Annotated in this window: 20 protein-coding genes and 1 pseudogene; all 21 read left to right on the top strand. The window is 43.9% G+C overall.

The window, feature by feature from the left end; genetic code table 11:
- Window positions 1-43 precede the first annotated feature (43 nt).
- The 21 genes and pseudogenes from B0X70_RS21785 (at window position 44) to B0X70_RS21690 (ending at window position 25,064) form a co-directional block, all read left to right on the top strand.
- Window positions 44-508 carry a cytochrome c oxidase assembly factor Coa1 family protein gene (locus B0X70_RS21785; RefSeq protein ID WP_217470378.1) on the top strand — a complete coding sequence of 155 codons (465 nt, stop codon included), beginning with the start codon at window positions 44-46 and terminating at the stop codon, window positions 506-508.
- A gap of 171 nt (window positions 509-679) precedes the next feature.
- The gene (locus B0X70_RS21780) at window positions 680-955 is read left to right on the top strand and encodes a hypothetical protein (protein WP_217470377.1); all 276 of its coding nucleotides are present in this window, start codon (window positions 680-682) and stop codon (window positions 953-955) included.
- A gap of 708 nt (window positions 956-1,663) precedes the next feature.
- Entirely contained in the window at window positions 1,664-2,218 is a 555-nt protein-coding gene (locus tag B0X70_RS25450) for a phage late control D family protein (protein WP_246593365.1), read from the top strand.
- 27 nt (window positions 2,219-2,245) lie between these two features.
- Window positions 2,246-4,801: a T6SS effector BTH_I2691 family protein gene (locus tag B0X70_RS21770; RefSeq protein WP_217470376.1), complete on the top strand. Its 2,556-nt coding sequence runs from the start codon at window positions 2,246-2,248 to the stop codon at window positions 4,799-4,801.
- Window positions 4,802-4,803: 2 nt separating this feature from the next.
- Entirely contained in the window at window positions 4,804-5,871 is a 1,068-nt protein-coding gene (locus B0X70_RS21765) for a DUF6708 domain-containing protein (protein WP_036809584.1), read from the top strand.
- A gap of 225 nt (window positions 5,872-6,096) precedes the next feature.
- Window positions 6,097-6,471: pseudogene (locus tag B0X70_RS21760) on the top strand (IS630 family transposase); the annotation flags it as partial.
- A gap of 410 nt (window positions 6,472-6,881) precedes the next feature.
- A complete protein-coding gene (locus B0X70_RS21755; protein WP_217470375.1) occupies window positions 6,882-7,157 on the top strand; it encodes a hypothetical protein in 276 nt (91 codons plus the stop codon).
- Window positions 7,158-7,864: 707 nt separating this feature from the next.
- Window positions 7,865-10,237: a type VI secretion system Vgr family protein gene (locus tag B0X70_RS21750; RefSeq protein WP_246593364.1), complete on the top strand. Its 2,373-nt coding sequence runs from the start codon at window positions 7,865-7,867 to the stop codon at window positions 10,235-10,237.
- A 10-nt stretch (window positions 10,238-10,247) separates the two neighbouring features.
- On the top strand, window positions 10,248-11,291 hold the full coding sequence (locus B0X70_RS21745; protein WP_217470374.1) for a DUF4123 domain-containing protein: 1,044 nt from the start codon (window positions 10,248-10,250) through the stop codon (window positions 11,289-11,291).
- A complete protein-coding gene (locus B0X70_RS21740) occupies window positions 11,288-13,894 on the top strand; it encodes a T6SS effector BTH_I2691 family protein (protein WP_217470373.1) in 2,607 nt (868 codons plus the stop codon). Before B0X70_RS21745 ends, B0X70_RS21740 begins: the two co-directional genes overlap by 4 nt.
- Complete coding sequence (locus tag B0X70_RS21735; protein WP_217470372.1) at window positions 13,891-14,889, top strand: putative type VI secretion system effector; 999 nt, start codon at window positions 13,891-13,893, stop codon at window positions 14,887-14,889. Before B0X70_RS21740 ends, B0X70_RS21735 begins: the two co-directional genes overlap by 4 nt.
- A 76-nt stretch (window positions 14,890-14,965) precedes the next feature.
- Window positions 14,966-15,958: a putative type VI secretion system effector gene (locus B0X70_RS21730; protein ID WP_217470371.1), complete on the top strand. Its 993-nt coding sequence runs from the start codon at window positions 14,966-14,968 to the stop codon at window positions 15,956-15,958.
- Between the two features lie 76 nt (window positions 15,959-16,034).
- Window positions 16,035-17,039, top strand: coding sequence for a putative type VI secretion system effector (locus B0X70_RS21725; RefSeq protein ID WP_217470370.1), 1,005 nt, complete (start codon window positions 16,035-16,037; stop codon window positions 17,037-17,039).
- Window positions 17,040-17,116: 77 nt separating this feature from the next.
- On the top strand, window positions 17,117-17,341 hold the full coding sequence (locus tag B0X70_RS21720) for a hypothetical protein (protein WP_217470369.1): 225 nt from the start codon (window positions 17,117-17,119) through the stop codon (window positions 17,339-17,341).
- A gap of 25 nt (window positions 17,342-17,366) precedes the next feature.
- On the top strand, window positions 17,367-17,702 hold the full coding sequence (locus B0X70_RS21715; RefSeq protein ID WP_217470368.1) for a hypothetical protein: 336 nt from the start codon (window positions 17,367-17,369) through the stop codon (window positions 17,700-17,702).
- 127 nt (window positions 17,703-17,829) lie between these two features.
- The gene (locus B0X70_RS25640) at window positions 17,830-17,964 is read left to right on the top strand and encodes a hypothetical protein (protein ID WP_256448160.1); all 135 of its coding nucleotides are present in this window, start codon (window positions 17,830-17,832) and stop codon (window positions 17,962-17,964) included.
- Window positions 17,965-18,324: 360 nt separating this feature from the next.
- A complete protein-coding gene (locus B0X70_RS21710) occupies window positions 18,325-18,789 on the top strand; it encodes a cytochrome c oxidase assembly factor Coa1 family protein (protein WP_217470367.1) in 465 nt (154 codons plus the stop codon).
- A 193-nt stretch (window positions 18,790-18,982) separates the two neighbouring features.
- A complete protein-coding gene (locus tag B0X70_RS21705) occupies window positions 18,983-19,732 on the top strand; it encodes a hypothetical protein (protein ID WP_046394539.1) in 750 nt (249 codons plus the stop codon).
- 1,025 nt (window positions 19,733-20,757) lie between these two features.
- Window positions 20,758-21,249, top strand: a complete 492-nt coding sequence (locus tag B0X70_RS21700; protein ID WP_036809569.1) for an Hcp family type VI secretion system effector — start codon at window positions 20,758-20,760, stop codon at window positions 21,247-21,249.
- A 207-nt stretch (window positions 21,250-21,456) separates the two neighbouring features.
- Entirely contained in the window at window positions 21,457-24,063 is a 2,607-nt protein-coding gene (locus B0X70_RS21695) for a T6SS effector BTH_I2691 family protein (RefSeq protein ID WP_217470366.1), read from the top strand.
- Entirely contained in the window at window positions 24,060-25,064 is a 1,005-nt protein-coding gene (locus B0X70_RS21690) for a putative type VI secretion system effector (RefSeq protein WP_214040517.1), read from the top strand. Before B0X70_RS21695 ends, B0X70_RS21690 begins: the two co-directional genes overlap by 4 nt.
- Window positions 25,065-25,115 lie beyond the last annotated feature (51 nt).

The following is a 25,115-nucleotide window of genomic DNA, read 5'->3' as shown; positions in this document are numbered from 1 at the left end:
AAAATAACGTGGTATGTCGCCCGAATGAAAAGGTATTAAAAAGATGAAAGTAAAAAATGTAACGATAAAAAAAGAGGGGAGATTATTGGGTGACGAAGCAACGACGGGTACGCCTTCTCTTCCTGAAAAACACAATTGGTTGGCGCGTAAATGGAAATGGATGACTATCTGCTTTATTCCGGTTTTCATCGTCGGTGCATTTACGATTGTCATGGGCGTAATGAAATCTTCGGAACCCTATAAGAAAGCTTTATCGCTGGCACAAAGTAATCCTATTGTGAAAAATATTTTAGGCCAGCCAATTAAAACAGGATGGTTTGTTTCTGGCAGTGTTAACGAGAGAGAGGCGGAATTGGACATTCCTATAAAAGGAAATCGGTCTGGCGGTACGGTGCATGTTGATGCAAATAAGTATGCAGGACATTGGCGATATAAAAATATTACTGTTCAACCTGATTCAGGTGGGCAATTGATCGATTTACTGGCTGTCGATAATCCCATGAAGTAAAGATGATGTTCTTTGTATCGTGCTATTAAAACGCCCTTGAGCCGATTTAATTTCATTGGAAAGTCATGAGAATCATGCTTAAAAGAGAAAGTTAAGCGACGTAGAGTCAATGGTATTTTATGATGTTTTATAAGGCATTTTTTTATCTATGTAATTTTTAGGTTATTTCAAATGTTTTCTGTAAAATTATGGTTTGGATATATCAGGTCGCGACAGTGGCGGATAATTTTTTGTGCGGCGGGCTTAATCGGGTTAGCTATCTTTGGGCTGCGGTTATTGCTCTTTGATTATCGGTGGGAGATATATCATTTTTGGAATCAAGAGCGACTATCTATTGATAGAGAGTGGAAAACCTGGGCCAGCCGATATATGCCTGTATTGCACAATAATGTATTTTTACCGGAGAAAGTGATTGCTACGATTACCTTGCAGGATGAAGCAGGATAATCGCTGCCTTGAATTAGGATTGAGTTATTATCTGTGATTATTTTGGGTAATGAAATCTATTCTCATTCGCATTATCTAATTGAGAATCATTATTTTTTACCTCGACGTAACATATTGTTGTTGGGGTAAGATAAGATTAAGGTTGGAATAATACATTTATTGTATTTTTGTTTGTATATAACATGCTGAAAGTAATGGAAATATATGTCTTATTATGGGTTTATGACGCGGAAATATCAATGGGGTGAATTTGGTTTATATTATTTATATCGATGCAACCTTTTTTTGTATACAAATGACATTCCGTTTAAGATTGGTTTAAATATACTGAATTTTGCCGTTGAGATTAAACAAATTGTGCTGTTTGATAAAAAAATACTTGATTTTAATATGCGCTAATGAGGAGAATTGACTTATTCAATAACCGTCTATTTCGTTATTGAATCTATTAATTCGAGAGCAGGCATCAGGCCCTCACGATTATTTTCATTCCGGTTAACTGCTGAGTCAGGAAATACCGGATGAAATCTCTTGTTCCCCGGATTAACCAGGGCTGACAACCGAGCATTTATTCGGTTGGATTTGTGCCAGTTGAATGGATGAATTGACCTCATCGCTGATGGCAACTGGGACTTTATTGAAACAGTAGGAAGCGCCTCGCTTGCTACTGCACAGCCGTTTTATCTGATATCCGGGGAAAACCTATTAATGGATAGAAAAATGTTGCGGGCTCGCCAGCTGCGAGCGAGTCAAGCCGCGCTGCCGGGCCATGCCCGCTACCGCCTTGAAGTGCGGCGCTGTGGCGCCGAACTGGAGGTATTCAGCTTCACCGGCGAAGAGCGCCTGTGCGCGCCGTATTGCTACACCATTGATTTCACCAGCCCGACCCGGGATATCGACCCGGCGGTGATGCTCAACAAATCCGCCACGTTTATCTTGCAGGCGCCGGAAAACCCGGTACAGGTGCGTAAAGTGCACGGCGTCACAACTGTTTTTCAATCAGTTGAAAAAACCGGTAAGTGCGAGCCAGCGCAAGACAAAGCTAATGTTTTGCTGTGTCCGGTAAAGATGCGGGTTAAACAGGCCAAAGTCGGGGAACCGATGCCACGTTATTATGAGGTGACGGATAAAATATCTATATATCAAAAAGATGGCGTATGGAAAGCCGATGACAATTCAAAAGGTCAGATACTGCTATCGATTATCGTTAACGATGCGAACGAAACATTGCTGGGCCGTCTTAACCCGGGAAACCTGAAATAAATTGTGTGCAATACAGGAGATTTTATTGTGAATAACCCTGGCTGTAATTTTTGTACCCGCGAGGGACTGCCTGTTTTACTGGTTCGTCCTGCCATCAAAGCGCAGGGTGATGGCGTACCGGATTTGCCTGCGAACATATCGATGCCGGTAGAGGGAAAAGGCGAAACGGGCTATACCACGCGTCTGCTGCGTGAAGGCTTTTTGTATATCTGGGATGAGCTGGTCAATGGCTGGATCAATTATTACGTGACTGATGAGGGCTACTACTATCTTCTGCCCGCCGATAGCAAAGTTCCGCCGCGTCTAGCCAATGGTGAAATGAAACCTTGCATTAATGAACCAGATGAGTTGGCGCGTGCTTCGCTGGTGACATTACCGGTGTTGCCGAAGGGGTTGACAAACAAAGCCTTTTGGTTGGCCTGGTCAGCGGTGGAGTGGACGGATGCGGTACGTAAAAAGCACGAAGATCCGGTATATCGTGCGCGATATATGCAGCGTTTTGATATGGAAAAATGGCTAAACCGTGGAGAGGGAGAGAATGCCCTGCCGTTCTCGTCACTGAGGGATACCGTAGCGGAATATCATACGCAGATAGATACCAACCGGCGTATTGCCGATTACACCAGCTCTCATTGGAATGGGAAATGGTTATTTGAGCCGGACAATCTATGGTGGGCTACTAAAGAATTGTTGCCAGACAAAGGCGTCATACTGTTTCTGTCTGATCCGGTTGCTGTGGTGCAGGATATTGCTGCTCTGGCGAATTATCGGTTAAAGACCCAGTTTCATGAAAATCTACATTACACCAGAGGGATTGCGCTTTCGGCTTCTCTAAGCACGCTGAAAGAGGCATTGTGCCGACAGTTTGAGCGGGATCAGCTAACTAAAGATGAAACTGAGGAGAATGAAGCTCGGTATGGCAGCTTTGATGGTGAATATTATATTCCTGGTTCTGAAAAGCGAGCGAATACTACGCATTACTTAAATGATATGGCATTAAAGCCATTGGTACAAAAGTATTGGGCGGATTATGAGAAGTACATTGATCGTGATAAAGAAAAAGCGTTTATGGATCGGTTCACCACCGATCTGACGCGGTATGACAACACTATTATCTCTCCGATGACCGAAATGTATCTGGACTGGCTGAAAAGCCAGCTCCTGCTGGACTATTTTGACCATAACTTTGATAGCACGGACGATTATAGCGGTGCGCTGTTTGTCCAGTCGGTCCATGATTGTGTTGCAGGCATGCAGGATAAACTGGGAGCATCCCGTTATTTTCAACAACAGATGATGAGCACCACCATCACGCCAGATAATCTGCTGTTACGTGCGCTGGTGATGAACAGTGATAAAAAAATAGAGCAAATTCACGGAGTCTTAAAGACCGGTGGAAACTACGGCTCTCTTGCTTGGGATAAAATACCCGATGGGCTTAAAGACATCGCTGAGCACTTCGATGGACCGGTTTCGCTCACAATAGAAAAATACCTGAATGAACTGAGTAGCACTTTGTTTGCGGTGATGAATAAAGCCGTGGAGAAAGTGCCGCTTCCCGCACTAGTCGTATTAGCTAAGCTGCATGGCAAGGAATTAAAAGTCATTAAGTTCGTCGGAAAGCGTAAACATTTTATCAGTGCGGTAGTCGCTGTGATCGGTGATTTGGGGGATCTGAAACGGCGCCCTTCCTCAGATCAGCTTCGTCACTACGTTGACATTGAAATGCGTCGTTTGAAGATTGACGGCTTGCCGATGGAGGGGAATCAGGAATTCAACTTTATTGCGTTGGCAAACGCAGGTGAAGCGGAAAAGACCTTGGCCTTACCGGAGGCGGAACGGGCTAAGTCTTTGGTGAAAACCTTGTATTCTGTCGATGAGATCCGTGCGGAGCTGTTTCCGGGGACGTTACGCACAAAACTAGCGCAGTTAGAGGCCAGTTCTGTCGAGAGTGCAGCCAAGCAGTTGGCAAAAGTCCCTCCCTTTACCGGCTGTATTTTCTCTCTGGTGATGCAGATTTCCGCATTGCGCGCGGCCGGGTGGCCTAAGGAAAATACGGAGGCATGTACTCGGTTTGCGGCAGATTTGGTCGCTGCGATGGGGGCTATCGCTGAAACTTGTGAGCGGTTGTTGAATAATTTTAAAGTCCTGCGGTTAAAGCCTATGGTGCGTCTTGTCTTGGGACGGGAAAGCCTGCTTAAGTTAATGAGAGGGATTGAGATAGTGAAATTCCTTGGCGCCCGGGCTGCGATTGTTGGAATAGTCTGGGATAGCTGCCATGCGATAGATGAAATCGTGTTTAAAGGCAATATAGATTTGGGAATTGCCTATTTAATTTCAGCGGTGAGTGCAGGACTGTGGCTTGCCGGTGTTTTAGGTCCATTAGGTCTATTTGTTGCTTTATTACTATACCTTGGTGCCAATATCTATCTGGCGATGAAAAAGAAGAATGAGATCCAGAAATGGCTGGCGGCCTGTCTGTGGCGCAAGATTCCAGTGGGTGAAGAGGATATTCCCTCTATCTGGCCTGATAGCAGAATGGAAATGGACGCTTTTAATAAATTAATGACTGCGGGAGCATAATTATGTTATTAAGTCGATTTTATATGTCCTACGAACTGAATCGTCCTTTGACTCAACAAGAAAAAGACAATCAACTTTGTCAGGGAAAACCAACCCGGTTAACAGGTAAAACAGGCGAATATATGATTGAGTACGATACGGTGATCCGTATGAACTCGACTTATATGGAGACTGTGGATAAATATTACCGAAATAAAGGGTTTATTAGTTCACTATTTGCGCCGCTTTTTTTGAGCTGTTTTGGATTAATATTATACGCTTATGGTGGAATGGCTTATCAGTATATTATTTATAAAAAGATAATCCCTTCTTTATTCGGGGTATTTATGTTGACAGCAGGTTTTGCGCTATTGATCTATTTCAGTGGCAAACTGACCCTAAAAGAGTGGTTTGCTACGACACATTATCCAATTCGATTTAACCGCAAAACTCAGATGATTCATGTTTACCGTTTTAATGGAACGGTATTATCGGTTCCCTGGAAAGAGGTGTTTTTTACCCTGACCAAGTACAGCGGCAAGATGACGGAATGGTGTATTGACGGTCATATTCTGGCAGACGATAAGGAAACTGTATTGGATACATTTAGTCTGGGATTTTCTGGAGTATTTCGGGAGTTGATGCCGGGCTATTGGGAATTTATCCGTTGCTATATGGAGGAAGATGGTTTACAGGAACAGGCGGATATTATCTTATTGTGTCCGCCTATTGAGCAGAAGAAAGAAGGTTATATTTTTGGATTACAGTATCTAATGCGGATGAATTCTCGTTTGGACTGGTTTGTTGAACTGATAAATTTTCCATTTGATCTAATTACAAGTATTGCCCGTTATATTGCGATGCAGACTAGCAAAATACCGCAATGGCCTAAAGAAGTGGAAGATGCCTGTAAGGTTGATCCTGACGACCCGATTAATGTCAGTGCCGCTAATAATCCTGTGCATTTATGGCGTCATATTCTGGCGAACCAGACGCTGGAAGAATATCAGGCGATAAATAATCGTCTGTCATCAGCACATAAGCGTTTGAAAGAAAAAATTGCAATGGCGCATTCATTTACGGATAAATAAAGGCAAGCATATGAACGAAATTATTGCTTACAATGCGGTTATTTGTCCGAATAAAATCCTGGCGGAGGTGTAATTATGCAATTAAATAAATTTTCAAAATAGTAGATCACTGGAAGTGAACTCAGTCCGATTTTTGTGATCTGATCAATTGCGAAAAATCCCAAACCCCAACACGGACTGAGTGATGCCAATCATAGCACCCATACTTCAAAATGAATGCCAGAAAATGCCCAAACAGAGCAAGTCACCGGAATAGAAAAGAACTCTAATTTATTTATCAAAATGTTAGATGAACTGAATCATTAATATCCCCATGCGGAAACCCTCACATTAATCTTAGATAACTACGGTATTCATAAAAGTCAGAAGGTAAAGGAGTGGCTGGCACGACATCCCAAATTTACTCTGCTGTTTTTACCCGTCTATTCACCGTGGCTAAATAAAATAGAACGATTATGACAATCGCTCCATGAGACAATAACACGAAATCATTGTTGTCAATTTATGTGGCAGTTGATTAATTATGTTGATGCTTTTTTGGCATCGTTTTCATCACAGCAAAAGTCAGGAAGACAAAAAATAAGTGTAGCACTATTATGAAACCTTATTTAAAAGGCGACATTGACTTTGATTAAATAAAACGTCAAAGAAAAGATATTGATATATCGGTAAAGGTCAAGCGGGAAATAATAATTCCGCGCTATCCTAAGGATAGAGAGGAGATAGAAAAAGCCATTGCGAAACTTCAAGCTAAAATCTCTGAACTGGATGCGATATTAGCAAAAGAACCGCCGCCGGAATGCAGATGGATACCGGCCGTCGATAATCCCATGCAATAAAGATGATGTTCTTTTTAGCGTGTGATTAAAACGCCCTTGAGCCGATTTAATTTCATTGGAAAGTCATGAGAATCATGCTTAAAAGAGAAAGTTAAGCGACGTAGAGTCAATGGTATTTTATGATGTTTTATAAAGCATTGTTTTATCTATGTAATTTTTAGGTTATTTCAAATGTTTTCTGTAAAATTATGGTTTGGATACATCAGGTCGCGACAGTGGCGGATAATTTTTTGTGCGGCGGGCTTAATCGGGTTAGCTATCTTTGGGCTGCGGTTATTGCTCTTTGATTATCGGTGGGAGATATATCATTTTTGGCATCAAGAGCGACTATCTATTGATAGAGAGTGGCAAACCTGGGCCAGCCGATATATGCCTGTATTGCACAATAATGTATTTTTACCGGAGAAAGCGATTGCTACGATTATCTTGCAGGATGAAGCAGGATAATCCCTGCCTTGAATTAGGATTGAGTTATTATCTGTGATTATTTTGGGTAATGAAATCTATTCTCATTCGCATTATCTAATTGAGAATCATTATTTTTACCTCGGCGTAGCATATTGTTGTTGGGGTAAGATAAGATTAAGATTGGAATAATACATTTATTGTGTTTTTGTTTGTATATAACATACTGAAAGTAATGAAAATATATGTCTTATTATGGATTTATGACGCGAAAATATCAATGGGGTGAATTTGGTTCATATTATTTAGATCGATGCAACCTCTTTGTGTATACAAATGACATTCCGTTTAAGATTGGTTTAAATATACTGAATTTTGCCGTTGAGATTAAACAAATTGTGCTGTTTGATAAAAAAACACTTGATTTTAATATGCGCTAATGAGGAGAATTGACTTATTCAATAACCGTCTATTTCGTTATTGAATCTATTAATTCGAGAGCAGGCATCAGGCCCTCACGATTATTTTCATTCCGGTTAACTGCTGAGTCAGGAAATACCGGATGAAATCTCTTGTTCCCCGGATTAACCAGGGCTGACAACCGAGCATTTATTCGGTTGGATTTGTGCCAGTTGAATGGATGAATTGACCTCATCGCTGATGGCAACTGGGACTTTATTGAAACAGTAGGAAGCGCCTCGCTTGCTACTGCACAGCCGTTTTATCTGATATCCGGGGAAAACCTATTAATGGATAGAAAAATGTTGCGGGCTCGCCAGCTGCGAGCGAGTCAAGCCGCGCTGCCGGGCCATGCCCGCTACCGCCTTGAAGTGCGGCGCTGTGGCGCCGAACTGGAGGTATTCAGCTTCACCGGCGAAGAGCGCCTGTGCGCGCCGTATTGCTACACCATTGATTTCACCAGCCCGACCCGGGATATCGACCCGGCGGTGATGCTCAACAAATCCGCCACGTTTATCTTGCAGGCGCCGGAAAACCCGGCACAGGTGCGTAAAGTGCACGGCGTCATCACCCGTTTTAACCGGATTGCCGCCTCGGCGGATGAAACGCGCTATCAGGTCTGTCTGGAGCCTTATCTGGCATTGCTGCGCCACACCCGCCGCAGTGGGATTTACCAGCACCAGTCGGTGCCGGAAATCGTGGAAAAGGTTCTGCGCGACCGACACGAATTTCGCGGGCAGGATTTCCTGTTCACGCTGGTGCGGGAATACCCAAAACGGGAACTGGTGGTGCAGTGGCAGGAGAGCGATCTGGACTTTATCCAGCGTATTCTGGCGGAAGTGGGGATCTGGTACCGCTTCGAGATGGACAGCCGTCTGGGGATTGAAGTGGTGCGGTTCGGGGATAACCAGCGCAACTATCAGTACGACGTGCGCTTGCCGCTCCGTGACCCGGCGGGCATGAATCATAGCGACCATGATTCGGTGTGGGACTTGCACGTTGAGCATCAGGTGGTGACGCAAGGCGTGAAAGTGCGGGACTACAACTATCGAGAAGCGGGGAACGACCTGCAATATCAGATCCGCCGGGATCGGGATGCCACGATGGTCGGTGAAGTCTATCGCTATGGCGATAACTTTCTTGAGAAGGGAGACCAGATCCAACCGGCGCCGGAAACGGCGGGATTCTACGCCCGTTTGCACCATGAGCGCGACCTGTACCGGCAGCACCTTGTCAGCGGCAAAAGTTCCTCCCCGGAGTTGGTCCCCGGCTTAGTGCTGGAGCTTGACGGAGAGAGACCGGCAGCGGTGGGAAAAGCGGGGGTGCTGATTGTCTCTATGCACAGCAGCGCTAGGCGTGACAGCAACTATCTGGTCAGTTTTAGCGGCATCCCGTACAGCGAAGTGTTGAGCTACCGGCCGGAGTTGCGAGCGCGGCCGGTGATTGCCGGTACCATTCCGGCACGGGTGACCAGCGACTGGCCGAACGACACTTACGGCCATATCGACACCACGGGCCGTTACCGCGTCAAATTTGATTTTGATTTGGATGAATGGCCGTCAGGCAGAGAAAGCCTGCGGGTCCGTTTAGCCCGCCCGTACGCCGGTAAAACGCACGGTTTTCACTGGCCGTTGATTCAGGGGACCGAAGTGGCGATCGCGTTTGAGCAGGGCAACCCGGATCGGCCCTACATCGCCCATGCGTTGCATGACTCCCGGCATGAAGACCACGTAACCCTCTACAACTACAAACGCAATGTGCTGCGCACACCGGCTAACAACAAACTGCGCATGGACGATGAGCGCGGCAAAGAGCACATCAAACTGAGCACCGAATATGGCGGGAAAAGCCAGCTTAATCTGGGCCATCTGGTGGATGGACAGCGACCGCATCCCAACAAGCGCGGCGAAGGGTTTGAGTTGCGCACCGACGACTGGGGAGCGATCCGGGCCGGGAAAGGGCTGTTTATCAGCGCCGATCAACAGGTTAAAGCCTCGGGTCAGCAATTGGATATGCAGCGTGCGCTGGCTGAACTGGATGCGGCGTTGCAGACCGCGGCGGGGTTGCGTTATGCCGCTGAGGCGGCGAAAGCGGAACTGGCTGACATCGAAACCCAGTCCGCCTTTATGAATGAAACCCTGAAAGAATTACAACAGCGAGCGCTCTTACTCTCTGCGCCCTCCGGCATTGCTCAGGTGACGCCGGGCAATTTGCAGTTCTCCGCCGGGGAGAACCTGATAACCACCGTCGGCGGTGATGCAGATATGAGCATTATGAAGAAATTCCGGCTGGCGGTGGGGAACGGGCTGAGTTTGTTCACCCGAACCTTGGGCCTAAAGCTGTTGGCGGCTTCCGGCAAGGTAGAGATTCAGGCACAGACTGATGCGGTAGAGGTGTTGGCTCAACAGGCGCTGACGCTGGCAAGTCAACAGGATTGTGTGACCGTCTCGGCGAAAACGGAACTGCGTCTGGAGTGCGGCGGGGCTTATATCTCGCTGAAAGACGGCCATATTTCTTTTGCCGGTCCCAAAAATGCCCGCTTCCAGTGTGACATTTTGCAGAAAACAGGCCCCGTTAGTCAGAGTGTAAACCTGACCTTGCCTGAACGTTGCGTATCAGCATCAGCGCGAATGGCTAGTGAGCAAAACGGCATGACCAAATAAGGAGTGAACAATGACAGAAGCAACGACTCCACTGACTGTGGATTATGATTTTTCCCCCGAGGCTGAAACCGGACGGCAAACCGGTTTGTTGGCTGACTTGCGTACGGCTTTTACTCAGCATGGTGACCACGGTTTTTTACTGGTTGATCCGGCGGTTTTTCTGGATACCCGTCAGGCAGAAGGGTTTCCAGTGGCGATCCTGAATCATCAGCCAGCGGCCATACCGACGCAGATAAAGCATCACCGCTTTGAATCCCGCTATTCGCCCTGGCTGGTGCCACTCAATCTTAATCGGCCGGAGGATGCTGAACTGCTGGCACTGAGCGTCACGCAGGCGTTGCAGGAAACCGATCCGGCGGAGTTGATTGCCGGGCGTGGGAGAATGGTGTGTGGCTGGCTGTTTAGTGCCAGCCCGGCATCCGCGATTGCACACCATATCAGTATGATGGCGGTGCAGTCCGTCTCATTTCAGCCGCAGGTCATGCTGCGCTTTTATGATCCGGCGGTCAATAATGCCTTCTGGCCGTTGCTGGATAGCTGGCAACGCTCGCGTTTGTTGGGGCCGTTAACAGATTGGTATTTGATTGACGGCGACGGTCAGTTACTGCGCCGGGACAATGCCGAGTCTGCGAATGAGTTGTACATCTTTTCACTGTCATTGACAGCGGAACAGGTAGAAGAAATGGCCTGGTCAGGGCCGATGAATCGGGCACTGCGCCGATATCGTCAGGCACATCGTGACCAGTTACGCCGGACGGAACTGGAATCCCTGCATATTATGCTGGCCTTACTGCGCCGGGTGACAACACGCTACGCCTTTAATGCGGTACAAGATCTGGAAACCTGCGCATTGCACGGCTTGCTATATCACCCGGAGATTGATTTACATCCCCGAATACAGTCGCTGTTATCCCATGAAGAGGGCGGGAGTGCTGGCGGTTATGTCATTCGCACCGCCGGAATGACGGTAGAAACGTGGTCAGCATTGGTTCGTGACTGCTGTCATCTCAATCCTGCCATTATTCCCTTAAAGAATCAGGAGATGTTGTTATGAGTCAACCATTATGTCATACGTGTGAATCCACCGGGCCGGCGTTGTTGCCGGTGCGCTATACCGTGGTGCCTGATAATGTGTCGGAAACCTTGCCGGCGTGGGCGGAAACGCCAGAACCTTCTGCGCCGGGCTATCATTATGCGCTGCGTGCCCTACGACAGGGGTTTTTATATGTCTATTACGCTAGTGCTGGATTAGATGAACTGGATAGTTGGGATACCTGGAGCGTCAGCGAGGATGGTGCGTTATGGCAAAATCTGAGTGCGCCTTTTGGTGTTTTGCCCCAGAAAACCGCAGACTGTCATGCACCGACTCATCAGAGCGCTAATGTGGAATTTATCGTACTCCAGGATATGGCCTTGTATACGGAGATCTGGCTAGCTTTCTCTCCCTCAGAGTGGAGCAGGGAGACCATCGAGTATTATCACAACAACCGCGCAGCGCGGGAAAGGCGGATGCAGTGCGTGAAACCGTGGCAGTGGCGCGGAGTGCCGGAAGGGGTGGGGATTGCTCAGGCGACGGTAGAGAACCTGAATGGGGTAATTGATTATGGTCTGGGTGACAATAATCCCGGTAAATGTGTTTTGCCCTGTAATCCGAAAGCGACGCGTATCTGCGGGACATTGGAGGAGGCGCCTTACTACAAGGTTTATTACAGTGAAGTGAAACCACAGGGCACACTTTATCCGTGGAGTAGTAAGCGGGCGGGATGCGCGGACACCACGGTCAGGGCGATGCAAAAGCGGGGGCAGGCAAAAGATGGCACGCCGGTATCGCCGGTGTTAATAGCGCTGCATGATCCGATAGGGATAGCGCATGAATTAGCGGGCTGGAGTGATGATATCGTTGGGGCACATAAAATCTTTCTGGATGAATTGTCGATTGAGTTTATGACTGACAGTTCATTGAATGGTGTGGAAAATCAACTGCGCCAATTGAGGACAGGTCATTTAAAAGAGAGAGTTGATGATGATCTTAAATCGGTCGTAAAGATGGCCTATGGGGCAGTTTCTGCTCAGGAGTATGCAAACCTTAGAGAGAGTATTACCCGTAATACGATCAAATCGGATGAAAAAGCATTTACCCGAGATTGGGGGAAATATACCGCAGAGCTGAATCTGGCTAAACGGCGGGCATTTAACCAATGTTATGCTGAATTTTGTACTGACATAGCGCAAAAGCTGGAGCAACTGGCCCAGTTGAGGGTGGGCTGGTTAAAGCAGAGCTGGTTTATCACTTGTTGTCAGGATTTTCATTCCACCCGACTGGAGGACAACCTCAATTATCGTGAGGCGGTGGATTATGCCATCGCTTCGCTTAACGTGACTGAAACGGGTTGTGCCTATCTAGATGCCTTAATTGACGAATATTCTGCGCTGTCACCGGAAAACATTGTCTGGCGTTCATTATTGCTGAATAACCCGGAAGTGATGAAAGAGATGGACGGGTTTTTACAGAAGATGAAGCTGAATAAGGGGAATGAAAAACCGGCGGACATCTCAGCGTTTATGAAAACGGTAACGACACTGAGTGGAAAATTGGTTGAAGCCTACGATAAAGCGAATGAGGCACTGGAAAAGCCGCCTAAATCCGACAGTACCTTTGCCCGGGCGATGTTACACAGTGACCGGCGACTGGTCACGCTGGGGGACCGGTTCTTTAATTTTACCCGTTTAGGAAAAGTGATGAATAGCACCAATGAAATGCTGAGTAAGGGGCTATTCTCGGTAATTTCAGGTGTACCGTTTGATCAGGCGGTTGGTTTGTCGATATCACAGCTTCAAGAGGGGGATCTATTCCGGCTACAGGTATTGGAGCAGCTTAAAGCATCGGGAACAAAAGCTCGGCTTGAAGCGAAAAATAGTTATAACGATAAATTTAAAGAATTTGCTGAAAGTGCCGAAGGAGAGCCGGTATTAAAAAAATCCCGAATTAAGTTATTAGTCTTATTTTTTAACGGGCTGGAGTATGCCAATCAGCTAAAAGAGAGTAAAGGGGATATCAAGAGCCATGCCCAGGTGACTGCGGCGTTTTTAAGCACATTGAGTACAGCAATGGAGATTGTGGAGCCGATGGTGAAGCACGGCATAGAAAATATAGCGGCTGCTAACACGATTAAGTTTATTGGAGCGAGTGCAGGGACGGTTTCTGCTGCATTAAATCTAGGAGTAGATATCAGTGATCTTATATCTGAAGTATGTGGCAGGAGGCGCTGGCAGTTTATCGGTTTGTACGGCGTTAAAATTGTTCCAGATGCTCTGCTGACGATAAAAGCATTCGATAGTTTGTTAGGAATGGTAGTTAAAAGAACATTATTTTCTTCTGGTGGTTTAATTGCTGAGGGAGTTGTATCTGCTGTAGTGTGGGAAACTATTGCTTGGCTATGTAGTTGGCAGGTAATGCTCGCTATTTTTTTGGTTGAAGAGTTAGTGACATATTTTTCTGAAAATGATTTACAAAAATGGTGTCGGGGCTGTGTTTTTGGTTTGGAGCCGACAGGAAATTTGAAATCCACGCAATGGATTTACCCTGAATCACAGAAAGATAAGTTGTGTGAAGAACAGAGAAAAAACTTTGTTGATGCAATTAAGGATATGTCATGAGTACCTTTCGTCCTTACAAAGAAGCTATTGATTTTGATGAAATAAAACGTCAAAGAAAAGATATTGATATATCGGTAAAGATTAAGAGAGAAATAATAATTCCGCGTTATCCTGAGGATAGAGAGGAGATAGAAAAAGCGATAGAGGAGCGTCAAGCCAAAATCCCTGAACTGGATGCGATATTGGCAAAAGAACCTCCACCACCGGAATTGCCCCCTCGTAAACCATTAATCAAAGTGAGCGGTGTATTGGAAGAATTCGAAACCCTGTGTGTCATAGGCTATTTTACTGATCGTGAATATGATCCGGTCGCTTTTGATCGGAAGGAAGAACAGAATCAGTTTGGAGCGTTATTGTTGTCAATGGCAGGAAATAGTGCGGGGGCGGCAATAACTTCGCAAACCGAAGATAGGAGGAGTGATGTTTGTGATTTTGTTAGGGGGAAAATTAATGGCGTCCCGTTTTACGGTTGGCTGGGTTTTACCGTAGCAAAAGTGGGTGATTACGTTGAATTAGCGGTGACAGAACTGGAGGGGCATTATGTAGTTTATGCCATTGCTCACCCCGAATTAAGGGTGATATCGATGACACCGCGTTGTAAGCAAGGTATTCATTCGAATGCCAAATATCAGGTACGGGGTAATTGGTATTGCTTTTTATTTTTCATGTTTTTTTACATGATGATAGATGTCTTTTTTGTGAAAATGGATATTATTGAATATATGAAATACGTATGTTTTTTCTGCGTTCTGGCGGCAGCAATACTTTCACCATTTATATATTTTTCTTGCATGAGAAACCCTAAACCAACATTCAGATTGGCAGAAGAGATTTTCACTGCACTAGGCTTCCCTAACCCTACAGAAGTTAATCTTTATCGGTTCACAAAAAAGAAGCTTAAAGAAATCAAGGCTAACCCACCGAATGAGGAATCCAGTAAAGGAAGTGTTTGGCCCGATAGGCATTGTTTATTAAGTTATTTCTACTATTACTGATTTAGATAATTAAATAATAGGAATAACTGAATGAAGAACAAAGTAAAAGTTTTGCTGACGCAATTAAGGTACTCTCATGAATACATATGAGTTTTTAAAAGATCCTATTGACTTTGAAGAAATAAAAAGTCAGAGAAAAAGTCTTAATACGCAGATAGCAGTTAAGAGAGAAATAATGATTCCGCGCTATCCTGAGGATAGAGAGGAGGTAGAAAAAGCGATAGAGGAGCTTCAAGCTAAAATCCCTGAACTGGATGCAATATTAGCAAAAGAGCCACCATTACCAGAATTGCCCCCGCGTAAACCATTAATCAAAGTAAGTGGTGTATTGGAGGAATTCGAGATGCTCTGTGTCAAAGGCTATTTTACTGAACGCGAATATGCCCCTGAGGAATCTGCCCGTAAGGAGGAGAATGAACAGTTTGGCGCTTTATTGCTTGCGATGATGGGGAATACCTCTTGGGCTGCGGTAAATTTACAGACTAAAACAAGGTTGTATAACGATTATCATTTTGTGCAAGGGAAAATCAATGGCATTCCTTTTCATGGTTGGCTGGGGTTGACCACAGTAAAAAGAGGTGATTATGTCGAGTTAGTTGTGACGGAACAGGAAGAACATTATGCTGTTTATGCGCTGACAAAGCCTGAACTGAGAACTATTTCTATTATTCCTTGGTGTAATAAAGGGATACGATCAAAAGCATGGGATGAAGTATTTTATACTTGCTGCATATTTTTTCTTATTGCTGTTATTTGTTTGGGAACTATTCTTTTTCCAGATGGCAGCAGTTTTTGGGATGGAGCAGATATTTTTACCTTATGGCTTATGTTTTTTGCCGCAGTATTTTCTGTCTATTCATTCGTTGTGAGCATCAAAAAGCCGTGGAAGTCAATTAAACTGGCCCAGGATATTTTCTCAGTATTAGGCTTCCCTAATCCGCAAGATATTAGTCTTGAGAAACTAACTAAGAAAAGGCTTAAGGAGATAGGGGCTAATCCATCGCCAAGAAACAGTGAAGAAGTCTTGCCGGATAAATACTGTTTTATAAGCAATTATTACTATTATTGATTCAAGTAATTAAAAACAGGAATCAATAGTGTGAAAAACAAAGTAAAAACTTTGCTGACGCAATGAAGGATATCTCATGAATACATATGAGTTTTTAAAAGATCCTATTGACTTTGAAGAAATAAAACGTCAAAGAAAAGATATTGATATATCGGTAAAGGTTAAGCGAGAAATAGTAATTCCGCGCTATCCTGAGGATAGAGATAAGATAGAAAAATCCATTGCGGAACTTCAAGCCAAAATCCCTGAATTGGATGCGATATTAGCAAAAGAACCGCCACCACAGGAATTACCGCCGGGTAAGCCGTTAATCAAAGTAAGTGGTGTATTGGAAGAGTTCGAAACCCTGTGTGTGATTGGTTATTTTACTGATCGTGAATATGATCCGGCCGCCTTTGCCCGTCAGGAAGAACGGGAACTATATGGCGGGTTATTGCTGGCGATAGCAGGAAATACTTCGGGATCTAATTTTCAGACCAAGGTTCGGGAGAGTGATTCTTGTGATTTTGTGCGAGGGAAAATCAATGGCATTCCCTTTCACGGCTGGTTGGGGTTTACCACTGCAAAAATGGGTGATTATGTTGAATTAGCGGTGACAGAGAAAGAAGAGCATTATGTAGTTTATGCCATTGCTCATCCCGAATTGAGAGTGGTTTCTATAACCCCGCATTGTAAACAGGGTATTCGCTCAAATGCCAAATATCAGGCACGTGGTGCTTGGTATGCTTCTTTACTGCTTTTCTTTGCTTTCATTATAGGGGGAGTTTTTATTGAGCAAATCAGAGAAAATATTATTTTGTATATAAAATACACCTCTTCATTTTGTGGTTTGATGGCAATTGTTTTTTCACCGTTAATCTATTTTTCCTGCATGAGAAATCCTAAACCGACATTCAAGCTGGCTGAGGAGATTTTCACGGTATTAGGTTTTCCTAATCCTACGGAAATTGATCTTGAGAAACTTACAGAAAAGAGGTTGAAGGAAATCAAAGTCAATGTTCCAGACGAGCAATCCGATAAGGAGAGTGAAAAGGTTATGCCTGATCAGGCTTGTTTTTGGAGTTATTATTACTATTACTGATTTAGATAATTAAATAATAGGAACCAACGGTATGAAAAACAACGCAAAAGTTTTGCTGACGCAATTAAGGATGGATTATGAGTACCTTTCGTCCTTATAAAGATGCTATTGATTTTGATGAAATAAAAAGACAGAGAAGCAGTCTGGATACATGGATTGAAGTTAATCTTGACTGGATAGTAAGCCACCCAGAAAGTAAAGAAGAGTCAGAAAAGGAGATTGAGAAAACAAAAGAAAAAATCCCAGAATTGGATGCGATATTAGCAAAAGAGCCGCCACCGCCGGAATTGCCCCCCTCGTAAACCTTTAATCAAAGTGAGTGGTGTATTGGAAGAGTTGGAAACACTCTGTGTCAAAGGCTATTTTGCTGATCGCAAATATGACCCCGAGGAATTTGCCCGCCGGGAGGAGAATAGGCAATTTGGTGCATTATTGCTGGCGATGTTGGGAAATAGTTCTCAGGCCGTAGTGAATTTACGGACTGAGGGACGATTAAGTAAAATATGTCATTTTGTGCAGGGGAAAATCAATGGCATCCCTTTTCATGGTTGGATAGGATTGACTACAGTAAAAACAGGTGATTATGTTGAATTAGCGGTGACTGATCAGGGAGAATATTATGTTGTCTATGCATTATGCAAAAAATTTGAAAGATATTTATGACTGGTTATCTGCTAGTGCTGAGGTAGCGAAAAGCTTAAATGAACCGCTGAAACCGGTAAACGCAGAGTTATTTAAAAGCGTTACGTAGGTGGTGATTGAGCAGAACAGTTATGTGAGGAATATTTAAATGATGAAAAGCATACTCGGTTATCCCTTAGTGGCAGGGCTGGATGATGGCCGGTGCACCGAAAGCGATTATCAACATTCACCGGAGTACAACATTGGCAAGGGTAAAAGGGTAAGGGTATTGAAAAAGAGATAAACCTTATCTGTGAGTTAAAATTTTCTCTGTGTAATGAATTTTTTTTGAACTAAAAACACGATTTTGAATCTAACTAGTTTTATGGTTGTAAGGAGAAGCCAATAACTGAATAGAACGATCCTTAAAAAGGGGAAAAAGAGTTAAATAAACAAAACAGTAACGTCGCTATATGAGAAAAGGATAATGATAACCATTATGAAATGGCGATGGGTTTTGCTTTCACAATTAAAGAGGAAAATAAGCAACAGCTAAATGAATTGTAAAAAACTGTAAATAGGGTTCTGTCCTATATCTGATGGAATAAGAAATTCGAACATAAGATAACGTGGCGTTTCGCCCGAATGAAAAGGTATTAAAGAGATGAAAGAAAAAAATGTAACGATACAAAAAGAGTGGAGTTTATCGGATAACGAAGCAACGACGGGAATAACCTCTCTTTCTGAAAAACGTAGTTGGGTGGTGCGTAAATGGAAATGGATGATTGTCTGCTTTATGCCTGTTTTGATCGTGGGGGTATTTATGATTGCCATGACCGCAATAAAATCTTCGGAGCCCTATAAAAAAGCTTTATCGCTGGCACAATCTAATCCTGCGGTGAAAAGTATTTTAGGCCAACCCATTGAAGCAGGTTGGTTTGTTTCTGGCAGTATTAGCGAGAGTGACGCGGGATTCGAAATTGCTATTAAAGGAAATCGGTCTGGTGGTACTGTGTATGTTGATGCGGATAAACATGCAGGACATTGGCGATATAAAAGTATTACTGTTCAACTTGATGACGGTGGACAATCGATAGATTTACTGGCAGGCGGTAATTCCATGAATTAAAAGTTATTTTTTTATATGGTGTTATTAAAACGCTCTTGAGCCGGTTTAATTTAATTGAAAGGTAATGATAATCATTCTTAAAAGAGAAAATTAAACAACGTAGAGCCAATGGTATTTTATTCTGTACCATAAAGTATCGTTTTCTCTATGTGGTTTTTAGGTTATTTCAAATGTTTTCTATAAAGGTAAGAGTATGGACCGGAATAAATCCGTAAATCCTATAATAGCAGGTTTAGTATTACTGGCCCTGTCAGGTTGTAAAGATGAAAAGAAAACTCAAACAGAGCCGCAGGCTTCGGTAAAAGAAGTGTCAATGTCTGGTGGCAGTTTTAATTTAAAAAGCATCCGCAATAACAAAAAAGAGCGGGTTAAACTGATGGAGAAAATCAATGCCAGTCAGGGGGACATATTAAAATATGCATCACCAAAAACGAAAGGAGAAATCATTGCGGTTTTGATTAATAGCCACTTGTGGGATGGCGTGGCAAATCCAGTAAAACATTATTCGGTAAAACACGATGAGCAGAAATGTGAAGAGGGGACAGTCGTTGATGCACGTAAGCGCGCGGTATTGGCTGCGTTAAAATGGGTACAATCAAAGCATGACTACGAAAATGTCATGCAACATGCAGAGATGATGCCGGCTGTTGATGGAGAAGCCGACTGGCGAGCGAATGAAGCTAAAGTCATTGCCTTTTTAAGGCAGGGTGAAACGCCGAAAAGTTATGGGCGTAGTGATAATTTTGTCCCTTTTGCCGCTAAAGTTACTATCCAACCAAGCCATTATGCTGAAAACTTGCGAGACATTTATCGTTCATTGCCTTCTCTTAAAGCAAATGCTAATGAACCACTGACGCCAGTCAATGTCGCATTATTAAGTAGTTGTACACAGGTGGTGGTTGATCAACATGGTTGGCAGCAGGTCAATGTAGGTGCTAGTTGAACTATTTGGTAAATAATCTGAAAAGTAAGATTAACATTCGGTCGGCAGTGGATAATGCCATGAAATAAAGATGATTTTATTCTGAGTGATAAAATATCGTTTTCGCTATGTCATTGTCAGATTATTTCAAATGTTTTCTATAAAGGTAAGAGTGTGGGCTGGAGTAAACCCGTAATCGCCATCCAGCAGGAGCCTGTTTCTCCTATATTATGGCCCTGGCTGGTTTCAGGCATGCTTATTAGGCGATTATCATCCGGTTATTATCAGATATCTAATGGGGTTCAGTGATTCATCCGATAGTCAATATTTTGTAATCATATCATCATGATATTCCTATTTATCTTTAATGCTTTGTGATGAGGCAGGATAATCGCTGCCTGAATCAGTGTAAGGCTATTATCGATTAAATCATTCTCAATAATGAAATCTATTCTCATTCGCATAACATAATTGAGAATCATTCTTTTCTACGCATGTTTGAGTGTTTATAATGGTAGGTGTTAATCATGATAGTGGAATAATGCATGTGTTGTATTTTTTTGTTTTTGCAAGATATTGATAATAATATAGAAATATATTTTATTGTCATGGTTGTGAAACGAGTAAATATTAGAATAATTAGCCGATATCATATTGTTGAAATTAATGCGACATATTTATATCAACAAATTACATTCCGTTTAAGATTGGTTTAAATATGCTGAATTTTGCCGTTGGTATTAAACAAATTGTGCTATTTGATAAAAAAATACTTGATTTTAATATGCACCCTTGAGGAGAATCAGGTTATTCAGTTGTTGTGAATGCTATTACTGAATCTATTAATTGCAGTTGTCTGTCAGGCTTGTGCGATTATTTTATTCCGGTTAACCATTTCGTCAGGAAATGCCGGTGTCAAATTTATTGTTCCCTGAATTTATCAGGGTTAACAACCGAAGCGTTATTCGGTTGGGGTTTTAATCACGTCGCCAATATTCACGGATATTGGGCGGCATTACCCGTTTGACAATAGAGGAATCATAAGCATGGCAATCCCTGCGTATTTATGGTTGAAAGATGACGGCGGCGCCGACATCAAAGGCTCGGTGGATGTACATAACCGGGAAGGCAGTATCGAAGTGGTGGCGCTGGAACATTCGCTGCATATCCCTACGGATAACAATACTGGCAAGTTGACCGGTACCCGTGTGCATGCGCCGCTGGTGTTCACCAAAGAAATGGATGCATCCAGTCCGTATCTGTATAAGGCGGTGACGACAGGTCAAACCCTGAAATCGGCGGAATTCAAGTGGTACCAAATTGATGATGCCGGTCAGGAGAAAGTCTATTTCATCACGCATCTGAACAATGTGAAGGTGGTGAAAGTGGCGCCGCTGATGCATGACATCAAAGATCCTACCAAGGAGAAGCACAACCATCTGGAACGTGTTGAGCTTCGTTACGAGAAAATCACCTGGACGTACAAAGACGGCAACATTATTCACTCTGATGCGTGGAATGAGCGCAATCAGGCGTAATGAGTTGATGGTCTGAGTACGAAGGGATATCAGCTCGAATAATCTCACAGGCATCGTGTTGTTGCGGTGCCTGTTAAATGGGAAACCGAGCGGGATGGCCTTTACTAGATAAATAAATTTTACCGAGGGCGATGCATGTAGCGCGGTGGAATTTAGGAAATACCTAATGATTTAAGGTGTTTCTTCAAAGAACCAGGAGATGTTGTTATGAATGAACCATTATGTTGGACATGTGAGTCCATCGGACCGGCGTTGCTGCCGGTGCGCTATACCGTGGTGCCTGATAATGTTTCGGAAACCTTGCCGGCGTGGGCGGAAACGCCAGAACCTTCTGCGCCGGGCTATCATTATGCGCTGCGGGCCTTACGGCAGGGGTTTTTGTATGTCTATTACGCTAGTGCCGGATTAGATGAACTGGATAGTTGGGATACCTGGAGTGTCAGCGAGGATGGCGCATTGTGGCAAAATCTGAGTGCGCCTTTTGGTGTCTTGCCCCAGAAAACCTCAGATTGTTATGTACCGACTCATCAGAGCGCTAATGTGGAATTTATTGCGCTAAGGGATATGGCCTTGTATACGGAGACCTGGCTGGCTTTCACGCCCTCAATGTGGAGCCAGGAGACCATCAAGTATTATCACAACAATCGCGCAGCGCGGGAAAAGCGGATGCAGTGCGTGAAACCGTGGCAGTGGCGCGGGGTGCCGGAAGGGGTAGGAATTGCTCAGGCGACGGTAGAAAACTTGAATGGGGTCATCGATTACTGTCTGGGCGACAACGACTCCGGCAAATATGTGCTGCCTTGCAACCGGAAAGTGTCGCGTATCAGTCGGACATTAGAAGAGGCGCCCTACTACGAAATTTATCACGGTGCGTTGAGGCCGAAGAGCACCTTGTATCCGTGGAGTAGCAAGCGAGCGGGATGTGCGGACATTACGGTAAGGGCGATGCAAAAGCGGGGGCTGGCAAAAGATGGCACGCCGGTATCGCCGGTGTTAATAGCGTTGCATGATCCGATAGGGATAGCGCATGAGTTAGCGGGTTGGAGTGATGATATCGCCGGGGCGCATAAAACCTTTGTGGATGAATTGTCGATCGAATTTATGACTGACAGTTCACTGAATGGTGTGGAGAATCAACTGCATAAATTGAAAGCCGCAGGTGTGCAAGGGCAGATTGATAAAGCGCTTGAAGTCACTCAGCAGGAGGAGTACAAGGCTTTTTCCGATCAGCAGAAGGCTAAACTTAGAGAGTATGTTACTCGTGACATGGTGGAAGCGAATGAGCAATCTGTTGCCCGCGATTGGAAAAAATATACCGCAGAGCTGAATCTGGCTAAACGACTGGCATTTAACCAATGTTATGCCGATCTTTGCACCGACGTGGCGAAAGAGCTGGAACAACTGGCTCAGTTGAGGGTGAGCTGGCTAAAACAGAGTGGGTTTATTACCTGTTGTCAGGATTTTCATTCCACCCGGTTGGAGGACAACCTCAATTATCGTGAGGCGGTGGATTATGCCATCGCTTCGCTTAACGTGACCGAAACCGGTTGTGCTTATTTAGATACCTTAATTGACGAATATTCTGCGCTGTCGCCGCAAAATATTATCTGGCGCTCGTTATTGCTGAATAACCCGGAAGTGATGAAAGAGATGGACGGTTTTTTACAGAAGATGAAGCTGAATAAGGATAACCATCAACCGGCGGCTCCTTCGGATTTTATGAAAGCGGTGTCAGATCTGAGCGGGAAATTGATTGAAGCCTACGATAAAGCGAATGAAGCGTTGGAAAAGCCGCCAAAATCCGACAGTACTTTTGCTCGTGCCATGCTGCATTGTGACCGGCGACTGGTCACGCTGGGGGATCGGTTCTTGAATTTTACTCGCTTGGGAAAAGTGTTGGATAGCATGAATGAAATGCTGAGTAAAACGCTGTTATCGGTGATTTCAGGTGTGCCGCTTGATCAGGTGGTTGAATTATCGGTATCACAACTTAAGGAGGGTAATGCGTTTCGGCGGCAGGTGTTGGAACAGCTTAAGAAGCCGGGAGTGAAAGTTCGTCTTGAAGCTGAAAATAATTATGAGTGTAATTTTAAGGAATTTGCTCGAAGCGCCAAAGGAGAGCCGGTATTAAAAAAATCCCGGATTAAATGGTTAGTTTTGGCTTCCAATGTCTTGGAGTTTTCCAATCAGCTACAAGAGAGCAAAGGGGATGTTAAGAGCCAAACGCAGGTGACCTCTGCGTTTTTAAGTACATTAAGTACGGCGATGGAGATTGTAGAGCCAATAGTTAAGCACGGAATGGAAAATGTGATTGCTGCCAACACCATTAAGTTTATTGGGGCGAGTGCGGGAATGCTCTCTTCTGCATTAAATCTGGGGGTAGATGCCAGTGACCTTTATTCTGAATTGCATGGCAGAGGTCGCTGGCAATTTATTGGCCTTTACGGTCTTAAAAGTGCTTATGAGTTTATGCAGTTAGTAAAAGCATTAAATGGTTTATTAGAAGTTTTAATTGATAGAGCATTACTTTCTTCTAAAAATTTATTTGTTGAGGGGGTAGCAAAGCTTTTAGCGTGGGAAACTCTTGCTTGGTTGTGTACTTGGGAGGCGATGCTGTTAATTTTTGCGGTTGAAGCGTTGGTGACGTATTTTTCTGATAATGATTTACAAAAATGGTGCCGGAGTTGTGTTTTTGGTTTGGAACCAGCGAAGAATTTGCAATCCACGCAATGGATTTACCCTGAATCACAGAAAGATAAGTTGTGTGAAGAACAACGTAACAGTCTTGCTAATGCAATTAAGGACGGCATATGAGTACCTATCGTTCTTTTAAAGAGGCCATTGATTTTGAGGAAATAAAAAGTCAGAGAAGACGTCTTGATACACGAATATCAGTTAAAAGAGAAGTAATGATTCCGCGTTATCCTGAAGATAGAGAAGAAATAGAAAAAGCCATTGCGGAGATTCAAGCCAAAATCCCTGAACTGGATGCAATATTGGCAAAAAAGCCACCGCCACCGGAATTACCGCCGGGTAAGCCATTAATCAAAGTGAGCGGTGTATTGGAAGAGTTCGAAACTCTGTGTGTAATTGGTTATTTTACCGATCGTGAATATGATCCGGTTGCCTTTGCCCGTCAGGAGGAACGGGAGTTGTATGCAGGGCTATTAATGTCGTTGGCAGGAAATACTTCGGGGTCTAATTCGTCAACCAACGTTCGGAAGCGTGATGTCTGTGATTTTGTGCGGGGGAAAATCAATGGTATCCCATTCCACGGCTGGTTAGGATTTACGGTAGCCAAAGCAGGTGATTATGTTGAATTAGCGGTAGCAGAGAAAGAAGGGCATTATGTGGTTTATGCCATTGCCCATCCCGGATTAAGGATTGTTTCTATGACGCCGCGTTGTAAGCAGGGGATTCATTCAAATGCCAAATATCAGATACGCGCTACTTGGTATTTTGCTTTACTGCTATTTTTTATATTTATGATACCGAGCCTTTTTGATGAACAAAACGGAGAAGATATTCTTGGTTATATAAAATGTATCGCTTCACTCTGTGGTTTGATGGCAATTGTCCTTTCACCGTTAATCTATTTTTCCTGTATGAGAAAACCTAAACCGACATTTAGGCTGGCTGAGGAGATTTTCACGGTATTGGGTTTCCCTAATCCTACGGAAATTAATCTTGAGAAATTCACAAAAAAGAGGTTGAAGGAGATCAAGGCTAATTCTCCCGACGAGCAATCCGATAAGGAGAGTGAAAGAGTTTTACCCGATAAAGATTGTTTTATAAGTTATTATTACTATTACTGATTCAAGTAATAGGATGGAGTAAAACAACTCAATTAAAGATTTACCGAGTAG

It is taken from the genome of Photorhabdus akhurstii (assembly GCF_019090985.1).
Classification (GTDB): Bacteria; Pseudomonadota; Gammaproteobacteria; order Enterobacterales; family Enterobacteriaceae; genus Photorhabdus; species Photorhabdus akhurstii.
This window is presented reverse-complemented; position numbering and strand designations above follow the sequence as displayed.

Bases quoted from the DNA above. Each gene is read 5' to 3' on its own strand.
- B0X70_RS21785 (WP_217470378.1), top strand. From the start codon at position 44: ATGAAAGTAAAAAATGTAACGATAAAAAAAGAGGGGAGATTATTGGGT.
- B0X70_RS21780 (WP_217470377.1), top strand. From the start codon at position 680: ATGTTTTCTGTAAAATTATGGTTTGGATATATCAGGTCGCGACAGTGG.
- B0X70_RS25450 (WP_246593365.1), top strand. From the start codon at position 1,664: ATGGATAGAAAAATGTTGCGGGCTCGCCAGCTGCGAGCGAGTCAAGCC.
- B0X70_RS21765 (WP_036809584.1), top strand. From the start codon at position 4,804: ATGTTATTAAGTCGATTTTATATGTCCTACGAACTGAATCGTCCTTTG.
- B0X70_RS21755 (WP_217470375.1), top strand. From the start codon at position 6,882: ATGTTTTCTGTAAAATTATGGTTTGGATACATCAGGTCGCGACAGTGG.
- B0X70_RS21750 (WP_246593364.1), top strand. From the start codon at position 7,865: ATGGATAGAAAAATGTTGCGGGCTCGCCAGCTGCGAGCGAGTCAAGCC.
- B0X70_RS21745 (WP_217470374.1), top strand. From the start codon at position 10,248: ATGACAGAAGCAACGACTCCACTGACTGTGGATTATGATTTTTCCCCC.
- B0X70_RS21740 (WP_217470373.1), top strand. From the start codon at position 11,288: ATGAGTCAACCATTATGTCATACGTGTGAATCCACCGGGCCGGCGTTG.
- B0X70_RS21735 (WP_217470372.1), top strand. From the start codon at position 13,891: ATGAGTACCTTTCGTCCTTACAAAGAAGCTATTGATTTTGATGAAATA.
- B0X70_RS21730 (WP_217470371.1), top strand. From the start codon at position 14,966: ATGAATACATATGAGTTTTTAAAAGATCCTATTGACTTTGAAGAAATA.
- B0X70_RS21725 (WP_217470370.1), top strand. From the start codon at position 16,035: ATGAATACATATGAGTTTTTAAAAGATCCTATTGACTTTGAAGAAATA.
- B0X70_RS21720 (WP_217470369.1), top strand. From the start codon at position 17,117: ATGAGTACCTTTCGTCCTTATAAAGATGCTATTGATTTTGATGAAATA.
- B0X70_RS25640 (WP_256448160.1), top strand. From the start codon at position 17,830: ATGATGAAAAGCATACTCGGTTATCCCTTAGTGGCAGGGCTGGATGAT.
- B0X70_RS21710 (WP_217470367.1), top strand. From the start codon at position 18,325: ATGAAAGAAAAAAATGTAACGATACAAAAAGAGTGGAGTTTATCGGAT.
- B0X70_RS21705 (WP_046394539.1), top strand. From the start codon at position 18,983: ATGGACCGGAATAAATCCGTAAATCCTATAATAGCAGGTTTAGTATTA.
- B0X70_RS21700 (WP_036809569.1), top strand. From the start codon at position 20,758: ATGGCAATCCCTGCGTATTTATGGTTGAAAGATGACGGCGGCGCCGAC.
- B0X70_RS21695 (WP_217470366.1), top strand. From the start codon at position 21,457: ATGAATGAACCATTATGTTGGACATGTGAGTCCATCGGACCGGCGTTG.
- B0X70_RS21690 (WP_214040517.1), top strand. From the start codon at position 24,060: ATGAGTACCTATCGTTCTTTTAAAGAGGCCATTGATTTTGAGGAAATA.